Consider the following 14,054-nt stretch of genomic DNA (forward strand, 5'->3'; position numbering starts at 1 on the left):
ATCACGTTATAGGTCCATTCGTCACAAAGTAGATGTGTCGTTTGTTTTATTATGTCATATTTGTCACATCAAAACAACCGCATTATGAAAACTACTCTTATAACCATTATTTTCAGCCTTTTCATCGGACAAGTATTTGCACAACAATCTGTAAAAGGTCAAGTTTTTGACGAAGAATTAAAACCAATATCAGCAGCTGTAGTCTCTATATTTAATTCGGATAAGTCTCAATTTATAAAGGCTGGAATCACAGAAGATGATGGAACATTTCATATAAAGAATGTTCCAAATGGCACTTATCTAATCAATATCACAAGTCTAGGTTACAAAGACTACAACTCTGCGACATTCACACTTAATGCTTCGTCAAAGGATTTCGAAAATATTATAATGGCCGAAGATTCTCAAGCCCTGGATGAGGTGGTTGTAAAAGCCGAAAAGCCTATGGTGCAAGTGATGGCTGACAAAACCGTTTTTAATGTGCAAAGTACGTTAAGCGCTGCTGGAGATTCTGGTTTTGAATTATTACGTAAGGCTCCAGGTGTAATTATAGACAATACCGATTCTATTATTGTAGAGGGCAAAGCTGGTGTACTTGTTTATATAGATGATAAGCCGTCAGTACTTCGTGGACAAGATCTTGTTAATTATCTAAAGACCATTCAATCTAGTGATATAGAGTCTATAGAAATCATTACACAACCGTCTTCGAAGTTTGATGCTGAAGGTAATGCTGGTATTATCAATATTAAATTTAAGCGTGATAAAAGCTTAGGAACTAATGGTACTGTAGCTTCAGGGTTAACTTATGGTGAATTTGGACGCTATAACACTTCGGTATCTTTCAATAACAGAAGTAAAAAAACAAGTGTTTATGGGTCGTTTAGTAATCGTTTTGGGGAAAGTTTGAATTTCATTAATCTCTATAGAACTCAAAACAATACCATTTTTGATGCGCAAACCGAAACGATTTCAGACAATAATAATAACAATGCGCGCTTAGGTTTTGATTACTATGCCAATAAAAAATCGACCTTCGGAATTATCCTTACCGGAAATTTTAGTGATGGTAGTTCAGATTCAGATTCAAGAACACCTATTTCCGATATTGGTAGTTCTAATCCCAATGAGGTCTTAGTAGCTGGTAGTGATGCCGATAATAAGACATCAAACCTCTATGCCAACCTCAACTATAAGTTCAACACAGGAAAAGATTTTTCCCTAAACGTTGATGTCGACTTTGGAAAATACTCAAGCGACAGGACCAATTTACAACCCAATCAATATTTCAATGGTGATGAAACACAACTCATTAGTGAAACTATCAATTATATGATCACACCAATAGATATTGATATTTTCACATCAAAGGTTGATTTTGAACAAAATGTCTTAAAAGGAAAATTAGGCTTTGGAGTTAAATACTCTAAAATAGTCACCGATAATCAATTCGACTTTTTTGATCGTATCAATGGTCAAGACATCATCAATGAAGAACGAACAAATGACTTTGCTTATGACGAACAGATCAATGCTGCGTACATCAATTATAATAGAAAGTATGAAAAATTTAGTTTTCAAGCTGGACTTAGAGTAGAGCAAACAAAATCTGATGGGGTTTTAACTGCGCTTCAAGAAGCCCAAAATGATCGTGTGAAGCGTAATTATACAGATTGGTTTCCTAGTGGTGGAATCACCTATCAACTCAATCAAAAAAATTCATTTGCGTTAACGTATAGTAAGCGTATTCAGCGTCCTAATTATCAGAGTTTAAATCCGTTCGAATATAAAATTGATGAATTATCATTCCGAAGAGGAAACCCATTCTTACAACCTCAATATACCGATAATCTCAAGTTGTCTCATACGTATAACTACAGACTTAATACATCTATTAGTTATAGCTTCATCAGAGATTTCTTTGCGCAAGTAACAGAAGCGGTTGGTGACGATCAAAACTTTATCAGCCAACGAAATGTTGCCAATCAAAAGGTGATTAACCTAGGCATATCATATCCTACAAAATTCAATGATTGGTGGAGTGTGTATGCAAGTTTAAACGCTTATCGAAGTATTTATGAGGCAACTAACGAAGATTTCGTATCCACATCCCAAAATACCTTAAGCCTCTATGCACAAAACACATTTAAACTACCAAAAGGTTTTAGAGCAGAAGTATCAGGTTGGTATAGCTCACCATCAGTTTGGGGAGGAACCTATCAAACTAAAAGTTTGGGTGCGCTTAATCTTGCTGTTCAGAAAAAATTCTTTGACGATAAACTTACTGCCAGATTAGCATTTAATGATATACTCTACACTTCACCTTGGCGAGGCGACACACAATTTGGGGCATTAGTTATTAATGGTGATGGTGGAAACGATAGCAGGCAAGTACGTTTTAACCTAAGTTATAACTTCGGAAGAAATGAAATTAAAAAAGCAAGAAATAGAAAAACAGGTCTAGAAGATGAGAAAAACAGACTAGGCGGTTAAATTTAAAACACTATAAACATGAAACATCTAGTAATCACATTAGCACTAATTTTGGCAAGCAGTCAAACGTTTGCACAAAACACATACTTAAAGATTTATACTGATGATACACCAGAATCAGTAATTATGTATCCTCCTGGAACAGATTTCGAATTAAAAACGAAAGAAGGTTACATTGTTATGAAAAATAACAATACACCCAAAATATTTGAAATCGATGATGACTATACCCTTTTTGTCTATCCGAATTATAAAGAAAGTAGTGATGTATTTAAGTTGAATAAAGGAAAGGTAGAATTAGCATTAACGAGTCGTTTTTCTGACAAAGACCCTAAGGAAGAAACCTTATTTATTGACGATAGTAATATCACATCACACCAAAAGATAACAGATTCTAAAATTAATAGTGGACTAAAAAATCTAGAGTTTGAATTGAGTAATGGCATTATGTTTAAATATACTGACGGGAAGTACAAAGCCTATTTCAAAAAAGAAGAAAACTACCTCAACATTAAAGGGAAGTATCTTATCGAGAGCAAACTAGGAGTTTTAAAATTAAGTTTCAATCCTAAAAACGGACAAGTATGGTGGGTTTTTGAAGCTAAGAAATAAAAAAGGGAAGCGTTTTGCTTCCCTTTTATATTATATACCACTAATATAACTTCCGTAAGGATCTTTAAATTGAATGCCTTCGGTAAAACGGTATTTGCTGAGTTGTTTAAATTCTACTAATGCCCAAAGCACAAATTCTTTAACAAAATAGCTATCTTCTTTTCTTAAATTAGGCTGGTACTCACCTAAAAGATCATCTAATGGAGAAATCGCATCGAGTAATGCTTTATATTCTTTATCTCTAAGATCATCAAGAATTTCAAAACCATCTTGCTGATTAAAAAACCATGAGACAATATCATCATAAGGGGTTTCGTCATCGTCTTTTTTTAGTTTTTCTATCTTCGGAAAGAACTCTGGGAACAAGCGTTTTACGGCTTCACCTATTAAATTATAGGCTACCATTGCTGCACCTTCCTGCTCACCTTCATATACCAATTCTACTTTTCCTGTAATGGACGGAATAATACCAACAAAATCACTTAAGCGCAACATGGTCTTATTATCACCTACTTTTAAAGCACGACGTTCTGCAGTACTTAACAAATTTTCTAAAGCTGTAATACTTAAACGAGCACTTACGCCACTTTTAGCATCAATATATTCACTTTCTCGAGCTTCAAATACAATTTGCTCCAATAAATCTCTGGCAAGATCTGGAACACTAACAGATTCCTTTTGGTTTTCTACCAATTTGGCTTCTTGCTCTGTAATGAGTCGTGCTGTTTCAATATCAATAGGATAATGTGTAAGAATCTGGCTTCCAATTCTGTCTTTTAATGGTGTTACAATACTTCCTCTATTGGTATAATCTTCAGGGTTTGCCGTAAAAATAAACTGAACATCTAAAGGTAATCTTAATTTAAATCCGCGAATTTGAATATCACCTTCTTGCAAAATATTAAACAACGCTACCTGAATTCGAGCTTGTAAATCGGGTAATTCGTTAATAACAAAAATACTTCGATTCGCTCTTGGGATCATGCCGTAGTGAATTACACGATCATCGGCATAACTCAATTTCAAATTTGCCGCTTTTATTGGATCAACATCTCCAATAAGATCAGCTACAGTTACATCTGGTGTTGCCAGTTTTTCAGCAAAGCGTTCACTTCTGTGCAACCATGAAATTGGTGTTTCGTCTCCCTTTTCAGTAATTAATTCTGTAGCAAAACGTGAAATAGGTTGAAATGGATCGTCATTAATCTCTGAACCTTCTACAAAAGGAATATATTCATCTAAGAGATTTAGCATCAAACGCGCCAAACGTGTTTTTGCTTGTCCGCGTAAACCCAATAAATTAATATTATGTCTTGATAGAATAGCGCGTTCCAACTCAGGAATCACGGTATTCTCATAACCATGCACACCTTCAAAAGCTGTTTCTTTATTCTTTATTTTTTCAATTAAGTTATCACGTAATTCATCTTTTATAGATTTAGATTGATAACCTGATGTCTTTAATTCGCCTAAGGTTTTTATCGTTTCTATTTTCATATATATTTATCCTCTTATTCTTTTTTTTCTATTCGTTTCATAATCTTCAAAAATCATTTCCCCTAAGCCTTTCAAACCTGTGTAAAAGGCTTTTCCTTGATTGGCTCTAGTAAATTCTTGAACAAACTGCATCAAGTAGCGATCTTGAGCAATCATAAATGTAGTTATAGGAATATGTAATTTCCTTGCCTGTTGTGCCATAGCATAACACTTATTGGTGATGTAAGGGTTGAGTCCGTTGCTATCTTTGTAATATTGTCCGTCAGGTAATCGCAAGCAACTTGGTTTACCGTCGGTAATCATAAAGATTTGTTTATTCGTGTTTCGTTTTCTTCTGAGTAGGTCCATGGCTAATTGCAAACCTGCAACCGTATTGGTATGATAAGGGCCAACTTTGAGATAAGGAAGATCTTTGATCTCGATCTGCCAAGAATCATTTCCGAAGACAATAATATCCAAAGTATCCTTTGGGTAACGTGTCGTAATGAGTTCTGCTAAAGCCATAGCTACACGTTTGGCTGGTGTGATACGATCTTCTCCATAAAGAATCATACTATGACTAATATCAATCATCAAAACGGTACTCATTTGAGATTTATGTAATGTTTCTTCTACGACGAGGTCATCTTCAGTAATACTAAAATCGCCAATACCATGATTAATTTGTGCATTACGCAAACTTTCAGTCATAGAGACTTTATCTAAAGCATCACCAAATTGGTAACTTCTAAAATCACCTGTGTGCTCATCTCCTATTCCCGGACTTTTACTTTTATGATTGCCTTGTCCACTTCTCTTTATTTTTCCAAAGATATGGTCCAAAGCCTGTTGTCGTATAGCACGTTCTGTTTTTGCGGTTATAGCCATTCCACCTTTTCCATCAGGATTAATCTCTTCTTTGATGTAGCCTTTCTTTTTTAAATCTTCGATAAAATCGTCAATAGTATATTCGGCTGTGGTGAGCTCGTATTCCTTATCCAATTCAAGAAGCCAAGAAATCGCTTCATCAAAATCTCCAGATGTATGTGTAATCAACTCTTTAAAGATCTCAAAAAGTTTTTCAAAAGGGGACTGATTAGGTGCTTCGTACGATTTAAAAACAAAGCCTTTTTTGAAATTAATTCTCTCTTTCATAGCTGTATAAAAATACAACTATTACAATTTAATTTTGGTAAAGTTTTTATAAAACTACTCGATGAGTTTTAATTTATGAAGATTCTCAATTTTTATTTGCTTCCCTTGGGTTGAAATAAAACCATCTTTTTTAAATTGAGATAAGATTCGAATAGCAGATTCGGTTGCAGTTCCAACAACATTAGCATAATCTTCTCGAGAAAGATTAATGGCTAGAAAACCATCATCATCAACTCCAAAATTGTCATTCAAATAGATGAGAACATCGGCCAATCTATTTTTAACCGATTTCTGAGCCATATCGACAATCACATTATCAGATTCTTTCAAATCATGAGCCATTTGCTGAAGCATATCTAAAGTGAATTTTGGGTTTTTTTGAAGGTCTTGCATAATTTCACTCTTTGGAATAAAACACACTTCCATATCGTTTAATGCTACGGCACTCAAATTTGCCGACTCTTCACCTACCAAAGAACGTTGTCCCAATAAATCACCTTTAACTACCAACTTTACAATATGATCCTTTCCATTAGAGCTTAATTTAGATAACTTACAAACACCATCTTTTACACAAAACACACCATTAACGGCATCACCTTCTTCAAAAATAACCTCACCTTTTTTGATACTTCTAGAAGTCTTACATCCAGATATTCGCACTAACTCTTCTCTGGTTAGTGCTTTAAGAGAATTGAATTGCCTAATAATACATTGTTCACATTTACTCATAATCGATGTTTAGGTAATCTTGTAAAATTAATCAAAACATGACAAATATCATATTATAATCACAGTTCATTTTCAAACTTTGCATCAGGTATAAATGAGCAAATAATATGGACAAGTTATCTTGTTTCCACTGTGGTGATGATTGTGACAATACAAATATCACCTTCAACGAAAAGAACTTCTGCTGTAATGGCTGTAAGACCGTTTATGAGATATTCTCAGAAAATGATCTCACCTGTTATTATGATTTGCAGACTTCTCCTGGCGCTGTACCAAAAGAAATCCAAGGCAAATACGATTTTTTATCTCAAGATAATATCATCGAAAAGCTCACTGAATTTAATGATGGAAGCATTCAAATTGCGACACTCTACATTCCTCATATTCACTGTAGTTCTTGTATTTGGATTTTAGAGAATCTCAATAAATTAAATGAAGACATTACCGCTTCACAAGTGAATTTTGGTAAGAAAACCGTTCGTATTACTTACAATTCGGAAAAGGTTACACTTAAAGATACGGTCTTACTTTTAAGTACTATTGGTTACGAACCCTATATTTCGCTAGACGATTTTAAAACTGGGCAGCAACATGTCAATAGAAGTCTTATCTATAAGCTAGGTATTGCTGGTTTTGCCTTCGGAAATGTGATGTTTTTATCTTTTCCTGAGTATTTTGAAGTAGGCGAATTCTGGTTAGAGCAGTACAAACATCTATTTCGTTGGTTGATGTTTGCATTTTCAATTCCTGTAGTTTTCTATGCTGGTCGTGATTACTTTATATCTGCTTATAAAGGTTTAAACTCTAAGTTATTAAATATTGATGTGCCCATAGCTTTAGGGATTGCTGTACTATTCATTAGAAGTACTGCAGAAATCATCTTCGACCTAGGTTCTGGTTTTTTTGATAGTCTTACTGGTTTGGTATTCTTTTTATTACTGGGGAAGTTCTTTCAGCAAAAAACATATACGTTCTTATCATTTGAACGCGATTACAAATCTTATTTTCCAATTGCTGTTACCAAAATAACATCAGTTGGTAATGAATCGCCAATTCAAGTTTATGACATCAAAAAAGGTGATCGATTACTCATTAGAAATGAAGAGCTTATTCCTGTTGATGGTATTCTTATTAATGGAAAAGCAAGAATCGACTATAGTTTTGTTACTGGCGAATCTGAAACGGTTAGCAAACAATCTGGTGATAAATTATATGCTGGAGGAAAGCAAACTTCAGGAGTGATTGAAATGGAAGCCATTAAATCGGTTGAACAAAGTTATCTCACACAATTGTGGAGTAATGATGTATTTAATAAGAATAAAGAAGACGGCTTTACCACTTTAACCAATGCTATCAGTAAACGGTTTACTATAGCTGTACTTAGCATTGCTATTATTGCCACCTTGTTTTGGTTGGCTACAGATGCTTCTAAGGCTATGAATGTATTTACAGCAGTATTGATTATTGCTTGTCCGTGTGCAATTGCATTATCAGCACCTTTTACCTTCGGAAATTTGCTACGCATCTTCGGAAAGCTAAAATTTTATGTCAAAAACGCATCAGTTATTGAGCAGTTAGCAAGAGTGAATACGATTATTTTTGATAAAACAGGAACGATAACCTCTAACCAAAAAAGCACTGCCAATTATGAAGGCGTAGCGCTCACATCTTCAGAAGAAACATTACTAAAAAATACGCTTCGTGGTTCTAATCATCCGTTGAGTAGAACTTTATATGATATTCTGGATGAACACCATATTATTTCTCTCAATCATTTTGAAGAACACCTCGGAAAAGGTATTGAAGCAACTCATGATAACAATCATATCAAAATTGGATCGGCAAGTTTTGTCGGCACAACTGAATCTTCAGTTTTGAATACAACGGTACATATTAGTACAAATGATCATTACAAAGGAAAGTTTACATTTTACAATAGCTACAGGAAAGGTCTCTCAAAACTATTTAATCAACTTAAAAAACACTATGATTTAGTGATCTTGTCTGGTGACAATGAAGGAGAACTTGAAAATCTAAAAAAACTATTGCCTTCAAAAACCAAACTCATTTTTAATCAAAAACCAGATGATAAATTGGAGTACATCAAATATCATCAATCTGAAGGCGCGAAAGTACTAATGGTTGGCGACGGATTAAATGATGCAGGTGCTTTAGCTCAGAGTAATGTTGGCATTGCACTCTCAGAAAATGTGAATGTATTTTCTCCAGCCTGTGACGCGATTTTAGATGCTTCAAAGTTTAAGCAACTGAATAAATTTATTAAGGCTTCAAAACGTGCCATAGATATCATAAAATGGAGCTTTGCCTTATCATTTATTTACAATATTATCGGACTCTACTTCGCAGTAACAGGTCAATTAGCCCCTGTTGTCGCTGCTATTTTAATGCCATTAAGCTCAATAAGTATTGTTGTATTTACCACTATAGCAACAACTATTTTGGGTAAAAAAATAAATGAGAAAGAATAGATGAAAATAAGTATGCATAAAAAAATAAAAATAATTATCAAACATGATATAAGTCATGTTTTAAGAACCATCTCAAGCGTAATTTTGAACCATAACTCCTAATAGGTATGAGTGTTATATATATTTTGTTAAGTATCAGCATTGTTGTTGCTATTGTATTTTTTATTGCATTTATAACTGCAGTAAAAAAAGGACAGTATGACGATAGCTATACGCCTTCTGTTAGAATGCTTTTTGACGACGAACTCGTAAAAGAGCAACCAAAACCATCTATTAAAATAAAAAAGACTAATTAAATTATTATGGAAGTTCAACAGTTTCATTACGATAATAAAATCGTTAAAAATTTCCTCTATGCAACCATGCTTTGGGGAGTTGTAGGAATGCTAATAGGATTACTATTGGCATTTATGTTTTTATTCCCTAACATGACCGACGGTATTTCTTGGTTGAGTTTTGGTCGATTAAGACCTTTACACACTAATGCTGTCATTTTTGCCTTTGTTGGGAATGCCATCTTTGCTGGTGTTTACTATTCGGTACAGCGTTTATTAAAGGCAAGAATGTTCAACGACACCTTAAGTAAAATAAACTTTTGGGGTTGGCAACTTATCATTGTTGGTGCTGCCATTACTCTACCTTTAGGTTATACAACATCAAAAGAATATGCCGAATTAGAATGGCCTTTTGATATTGCCATTGCCGTTATTTGGGTTGTTTTTGGTTGGAACTTAATTGGAACCATATTAAAAAGACGACAACGCCATTTATATGTAGCCATCTGGTTTTACCTCGCCACGTTCGTGACTGTTGCAGTTTTACATATTTTCAACAGTTTGGAGATACCTGTTAGCGGACTTAAAAGTTACTCTGTTTATGCAGGTGTTCAGGATGCGCTGGTACAATGGTGGTATGGTCATAATGCTGTTGCCTTTTTCTTAACAACACCATTCTTAGGATTGATGTATTACTTTGTTCCTAAGGCTGCCAATAGACCTGTTTACTCTTACAGGTTATCCATTGTTCACTTTTGGTCGCTCATCTTCATTTACATTTGGGCTGGTCCACATCACTTATTATATACATCACTTCCAGGTTGGGCGCAAAATCTTGGTGTTGCATTTTCTGTAATGCTATTAATGCCATCTTGGGGAGGAATGATTAACGGACTCCTAACACTTCGTGGTGCATGGGACAAAGTAAGAACAGATCCTGTTTTAAAATTCATGGTAGTAGCCATAACAGGTTATGGTATGGCAACATTTGAAGGTCCAATGCTATCCCTTAAAAGTATGAATGCCATGGCGCATTTTACAGATTGGATCATTGCACATGTTCACGTTGGTGCTCTAGCTTGGAATGGCTTTTTAACCTTTGGAATGATCTATTACTTAGTTCCGAAGTTATTTAAAACAAAATTACATTCTTTAGCATTAGCCAATTTACACTTTTGGATAGGAACGCTAGGAATCATTTTTTATGCATTACCAATGTATGTTGCTGGTTTCCAGCAATGGGCTATGTGGAAACAATTTAGTCCAGACGGTAGATTAGAATATGGTAATTTCCTTGAAACAGTAACAGCTATAATGCCTATGTACTGGATGCGTGCTATTGGAGGTACTTTATTTATCACAGGTATGATTATCATGGTTATAAATGTGATTATCACGATTAGAAATGGTAGCAAAGTAAGCGATGAATTAGCAGAAGCTGCTGCTTTGAAACGTGTCTCTAAAAGACGTGTTGTAGGTGAAGGATGGCATACTTGGTTAGAACGTAAACCAGTTAAGTTAACCATTTTTGCTACAATCGCTATCTTAATTGGTGGTATCGTACAGATTGTTCCAACTTTATTGGTAAAATCCAATATTCCAACTATTACCAGTGTAAAACCATATACGCCTTTAGAACTAGAAGGAAGAGATATTTATATTAGAGAAGGTTGTGTAGGTTGTCACTCACAAATGGTAAGGCCATTTAGAAATGAAGTTGCACGATATGGCGAATACTCTAAAGCTGGAGAGTTTGTTTATGATCATCCATTCTTATGGGGAAGTAAACGTACTGGACCTGACCTTCACCGCGTTGGTGGTAGGTATACAGATTCATGGCACTTCAAGCATATGTATAATCCTCAAGAAATCTCTGATGGCTCAATAATGCCAGCTTACCAATGGCTTATTAAAAACGGATTGGATAAATCACTAACAGAAGCTAAAATGAGAGCTATGGTCAAACTGGGTGTGCCATACACAGATGAAGATATTAATACTGCACAACAGCAAATGAATGCTCAAGCAGAAACTATAGTTGAAAATCTAAAAGAAGACCCTGACCTAGCAACCTCTTTCGTTGAAGGTAAAGAAGAAGCCTTAGCTAAAGGTGAAACATACATTGAAATAAAAGAACGTGAGATTATAGCTGTAATTGCTTATCTCCAAAGATTAGGAACAGATATTAAAGTATCTGACATAGAAGAATTAACAACCACAGAAAACGAATAGATCATGCTAAAATTTGTAAAAAACCATATGGAAAGCATCACAGGTATAGAAATCTATCCTTTGATCTCTTTAGTTATATTTTTCAGTTTTTTTGTCATCTTATTTTGGTGGGTAATAACTGCAAAAAAAGAATACATCACTACCGTGAGTAATATTCCATTAGACAACCAAAATCCATCAGAATTATGAGAAATATACCATCATGGATAAGAGTACCTGTAGTATTCTTTATCATTTTCGGACTTACAGAATATTTTATAGATTCTGGTGACGAACCAGCATTTATAGCAGAACCTTTGGTATCATTATTTTTGGTACTTGTATTCCTTATTCTAGTTGCGATCGAAGCCATTGTTGGCGCTCTAGATAATGTACTATATCAAAGTTTAGATGCGGAAGCTAAAGCAAGATATGAAGCGAAAAGAGCTGCTCCTCCAAAATTCATTAGTTGGATTAAAAAGCTTTATCAAAAATCATTGGGACAAAAACCTATCGAAGAAGAACACGATATCATTCTTGATCATAATTATGACGGAATCAAAGAGTTAGATAACGACTTACCGCCATGGTGGCTATATGGTTTCTATGCTTCTATTATATTCGGATTTGTATATATGGCCAAGTATCACATTTTTAATGGGCCAGACCAATACCAAGAGTTAGAAGCTAATATTGTTCAGGCTAACATAGAACTTGAAGAATATAGAAAAAATGCTAAAAACCTTGTCGATTTTAATACAGTAACTGTCTTAACTGATCCTGCCGATCTAGCAAGCGGAAAAGAAATTTTTGAATTGAATTGTGTCGCCTGCCATGCCATTGATGGAGGTGGCGGAATTGGTGCAAACCTAACTGATAAGTATTGGATTTTAGGTGGTGGCATCAACAACGTTTTTAAAACGGTTTCCGAAGGTGGTCGTGATGGTAAAGGGATGATTGCTTGGAATCAAAATTTGAGTCCGGCGGAAATTGCCCAAGTATCTAGCTACGTTCTTAAATTTCAAGGTACAACACCCGAAAAACCTAAAGCTTCAGAAGGTGAAATATGGGTTGATGAAAGTGCTGTTTCAGAAGAAGAAACTGAAGCAACAGGCACCATTGCACCAGAAACAATTGAAGTACAAACAGACTCTATTAGTACTACAGAACAATAATAATGGAAACACCCGAGAACGAAACATTTAGAGATTCGATTGGTACTGTAACCGACGAAGGGAAACGTGCTTGGGTGTATCCAAAAAAACCAAGCGGTCGTTATTATGAAAGACGAAAAATTGTTAGTTACGGACTTTTAGCATTTTTATTTGCTGCACCTTTTATAAAAGTAAGTGGTAATCAATTTTTACTCTTTAATGTACTAGAACGTCGTTTTAATATTTTTGGATTTCCGTTTTGGCCACAAGATTTTTATCTATTTGTAATTTCAATGCTTATTGGTGTTGTATTTGTAACACTATTTACCGTTGGCTTTGGTCGAATTTTCTGTGGATGGATTTGTCCGCAAACTATTTTTATGGAAATGGTTTTCCGTAGAATAGAATATTGGATTGAAGGCGATAGAAATAAACAGCGAAAGCTGGATAGACAAAAATGGAATGCCGAGAAAATTAAAAAACGACTTATAAAGTGGTTCGTTTTTTTGGTGATTTCGTTCTTAATAGCAAATGTGTTTTTAGCCTATTTGATTGGAAGTGATAAATTAATTAGATATATCACCGAAGGACCATTTGAGCATTTAAGTACGCTACTTCCACTTATAATTTTTACTGCTGTATTTTATTTTGTTTTTGCTTGGTTTAGAGAGCAAGTTTGCATTATCGCTTGTCCATATGGACGTTTACAAGGTGTGTTACTAGACAATAAATCTATAGTTGTGGCCTATGATCATAAACGTGGCGAAGGTGAAAGTGGTCGAAAAAAATTTAGAAAAAATGAAGATAGAACCGCTCTTGGTCATGGTGATTGTATCGACTGTTTGCAATGTGTACATGTGTGCCCGACTGGAATTGATATCAGAAACGGAACACAATTAGAATGTGTTAACTGTACAGCGTGTATTGATGAATGCGATCATATTATGGAAAGCATTAATTTACCAAAAGGCTTAATACGATATGCTAGTGAAGATAATATTGAAAAGAAAAAGAAATTTGAATTTACGCCTAGGTTAAAAGGATATACAGCTGTACTTATCATTTTGATTGGTATACTAACTGGTTTACTTCTGTTGAGAAATGAAGTTGAAGCTAAAATTTTAAAGCTACCTGGACAAACCTATCAATTAAAAGAAGGAAACATTATTAGTAATGTATATACCTATAAATTAATAAATAAAACAACAGACACAATAAGAAATGTACGGTTTAAATTGCGCAAGTATGAAGGCGAGATCAAACCAGTTTCAACTTCAGAAACATTTGAAATTCCGGCTCAAGGTTTAGCCGAAGGTACATTGTTTATAGAAATCAAAAAAAGTGAGCTCTCTGATGATACTATAAAACTAATGATTGAGGTTTACAATGATACTGAAATCATAGAAACCACAACTGTTAGTTTTTCAGGACCTAGAACTTATAATTAAAACCAAGTA

The 14,054-nt window shown here is 34.6% G+C and carries 11 protein-coding genes; 8 read left to right on the forward strand and 3 right to left on the reverse strand.

The window, feature by feature from the left end; translation table 11 throughout:
* The first annotated feature begins 84 nt into the window (after positions 1 to 84).
* Together Q0783_RS08510 and Q0783_RS08515 are read left to right on the forward strand one after the other, a co-directional pair.
* The gene (locus Q0783_RS08510; protein WP_298894469.1) at positions 85 to 2,493 is read left to right on the forward strand and encodes a TonB-dependent receptor; all 2,409 of its coding nucleotides are present in this window, start codon (positions 85 to 87) and stop codon (positions 2,491 to 2,493) included.
* Between the two features lie 18 nt (positions 2,494 to 2,511).
* Positions 2,512 to 3,105, forward strand: a complete 594-nt coding sequence (locus Q0783_RS08515) for a hypothetical protein (protein WP_298894470.1) — start codon at positions 2,512 to 2,514, stop codon at positions 3,103 to 3,105.
* Between the two features lie 30 nt (positions 3,106 to 3,135).
* On the opposite strand, the gene Q0783_RS08520 is transcribed toward Q0783_RS08515, so the two are convergent.
* Genes Q0783_RS08520 through Q0783_RS08530 form a run of 3 tightly spaced genes read right to left on the reverse strand, consistent with a single transcriptional unit; the run spans position 3,136 to position 6,468 of the window.
* Positions 3,136 to 4,602: a sigma 54-interacting transcriptional regulator gene (locus Q0783_RS08520; protein ID WP_298894471.1), complete on the reverse strand. Its 1,467-nt coding sequence runs from the start codon at positions 4,600 to 4,602 to the stop codon at positions 3,136 to 3,138.
* 6 nt (positions 4,603 to 4,608) lie between these two features.
* Complete coding sequence (locus tag Q0783_RS08525; protein WP_298894472.1) at positions 4,609 to 5,736, reverse strand: VWA domain-containing protein; 1,128 nt, start codon at positions 5,734 to 5,736, stop codon at positions 4,609 to 4,611.
* Between the two features lie 54 nt (positions 5,737 to 5,790).
* Complete coding sequence (locus Q0783_RS08530) at positions 5,791 to 6,468, reverse strand: Crp/Fnr family transcriptional regulator (RefSeq protein ID WP_298894473.1); 678 nt, start codon at positions 6,466 to 6,468, stop codon at positions 5,791 to 5,793.
* A 107-nt stretch (positions 6,469 to 6,575) separates the two neighbouring features.
* Here Q0783_RS08530 and Q0783_RS08535 point away from each other — a divergent pair, with 107 nt between their 5' ends.
* From Q0783_RS08535 to ccoG, 6 genes are all read left to right on the forward strand, one after another.
* Complete coding sequence (locus Q0783_RS08535; protein ID WP_298894474.1) at positions 6,576 to 8,957, forward strand: heavy metal translocating P-type ATPase metal-binding domain-containing protein; 2,382 nt, start codon at positions 6,576 to 6,578, stop codon at positions 8,955 to 8,957.
* 107 nt (positions 8,958 to 9,064) lie between these two features.
* Positions 9,065 to 9,253 carry a cbb3-type cytochrome oxidase assembly protein CcoS gene (gene ccoS, locus Q0783_RS08540; RefSeq protein ID WP_230936239.1) on the forward strand — a complete coding sequence of 63 codons (189 nt, stop codon included), beginning with the start codon at positions 9,065 to 9,067 and terminating at the stop codon, positions 9,251 to 9,253.
* Between the two features lie 6 nt (positions 9,254 to 9,259).
* The gene (ccoN, locus tag Q0783_RS08545) at positions 9,260 to 11,464 is read left to right on the forward strand and encodes a cytochrome-c oxidase, cbb3-type subunit I (RefSeq protein ID WP_298894475.1); all 2,205 of its coding nucleotides are present in this window, start codon (positions 9,260 to 9,262) and stop codon (positions 11,462 to 11,464) included.
* Between the two features lie 3 nt (positions 11,465 to 11,467).
* Entirely contained in the window at positions 11,468 to 11,653 is a 186-nt protein-coding gene (locus Q0783_RS08550; protein ID WP_230936237.1) for a CcoQ/FixQ family Cbb3-type cytochrome c oxidase assembly chaperone, read from the forward strand.
* Entirely contained in the window at positions 11,650 to 12,618 is a 969-nt protein-coding gene (locus Q0783_RS08555) for a cbb3-type cytochrome c oxidase N-terminal domain-containing protein (protein ID WP_298894476.1), read from the forward strand. The genes Q0783_RS08550 and Q0783_RS08555 overlap by 4 nt, the downstream gene beginning before the upstream one ends.
* Before the next feature lie 2 nt (positions 12,619 to 12,620).
* Entirely contained in the window at positions 12,621 to 14,045 is a 1,425-nt protein-coding gene (ccoG, locus tag Q0783_RS08560) for a cytochrome c oxidase accessory protein CcoG (RefSeq protein ID WP_298894477.1), read from the forward strand.
* Positions 14,046 to 14,054 lie beyond the last annotated feature (9 nt).

The sequence above is a fragment of the uncultured Psychroserpens sp. genome (genome assembly GCF_947500255.1).
Taxonomy (GTDB): Bacteria; Bacteroidota; Bacteroidia; order Flavobacteriales; family Flavobacteriaceae; genus Psychroserpens.